The sequence below is a fragment of the Larkinella bovis genome (genome assembly GCF_042655385.1).
GTDB lineage: Bacteria > Bacteroidota > Bacteroidia > Cytophagales > Spirosomataceae > Larkinella > Larkinella bovis.
The window spans coordinates 1-1,096 of record NZ_JBHSMA010000035.1 but is presented as its reverse complement, the minus strand read 5'-3'; the positions used below and the strand labels follow the sequence as shown (position 1 = coordinate 1,096).

General features: G+C 43.6%; 1 protein-coding gene. It reads left to right on the top strand.

What is annotated here, in order from left to right:
* Window positions 1–66 precede the first annotated feature (66 nt).
* Window positions 67–1,096 (top strand): IS3 family transposase gene (locus ACFPMF_RS28015; RefSeq protein WP_379851486.1). Its coding sequence is split into 2 segments (ribosomal slippage), with 1,031 coding nucleotides annotated over them: window positions 67–337 and window positions 337–1,096; the frame shifts between segments, so codons are not numbered across the junction. This gene is flagged as partial in the annotation.

Genomic DNA, 1,096 nt, shown 5'->3' with positions numbered 1-1,096 from the left:
TGTAAGTGTCCCTAAAATTCGGACAGTTTAGAATTAGAGAAAAATGCTAATTTTAAACTGATTCCTATGAAAAAGACGCGATTCACCGAATCTCAAATTGTCAAAATCCTCAAACAGCAGGAAAATGGCATTCCCACCAAGGAAATTTGCCGCGAACATGGCATTTCCGAAGCCACTTTTTACAATTGGAAAAGCAAGTACGGCGGCATGGAGGCCTCCGATGTCAAACGGCTCAAAGACCTTGAAGAAGAGAACGCCCGCTTGAAGAAAATGTATGCCGATCTGGCCATGGACAATCAAATCCTGAAGGATCTATTCACAAAAAAAGGCTGGGCCCTGCCACAAAAAGGCAATTAGCCGAAGAAATTGTTCGTGAGCAAGCTATTCCCGTGAGCAGGGCCTGTCAGCTAGTGTCTTTACCGCGTTCGCAATTCTATTACAGCACTAAGAAGGACGATACGGCTGTGATTGAGGTATTGCAGGACTTGGCTTTTACACATCCTTCGTATGGGTTTCGGAAATTATTTGCCTATATCAGACGATCTGGTAAATCCTGGAATCATAAGAAAGTGTATAGGATTTACAAACTGCTCAAACTGAATCGAAAACGGAAGGGTAAACGCAGACTGCCAACTCGTTTGAAGCATCCACTGCAACAGCAAACAGTCATTAATAGCAGTTGGAGTATGGACTTCATGAGTGACACAATGGTGGGTAATCGCAAATTCCGAACGTTCAACGTCATCGACGATTGTACGCGGGAGGTGCTGGCGATCGAGATTGATACTTCGCTTTCCGCTAAAAGGATTATTCGGACTTTGGAACGGGTAATTAAAGATCGAGGAAAGCCCAAGACAATACGTACTGACAATGGCCCGGAATTTACTTCTGGTGATTTTGAGCTTTGGTGTAAAGGCGAGAAAATTGAAATTCAGTATATCCAGCCGGGCAAACCAATGCAAAACGGCTACGTTGAACGATTCAATCGGCTGTATCGAGAAGCTGTTTTAGATGCTTATCTATTTTTTGAGCTTGACCAGGTAAGACAATTGACATGCGACTGGATGGAGGAATATAACCTAAGAAGGCCCCATGA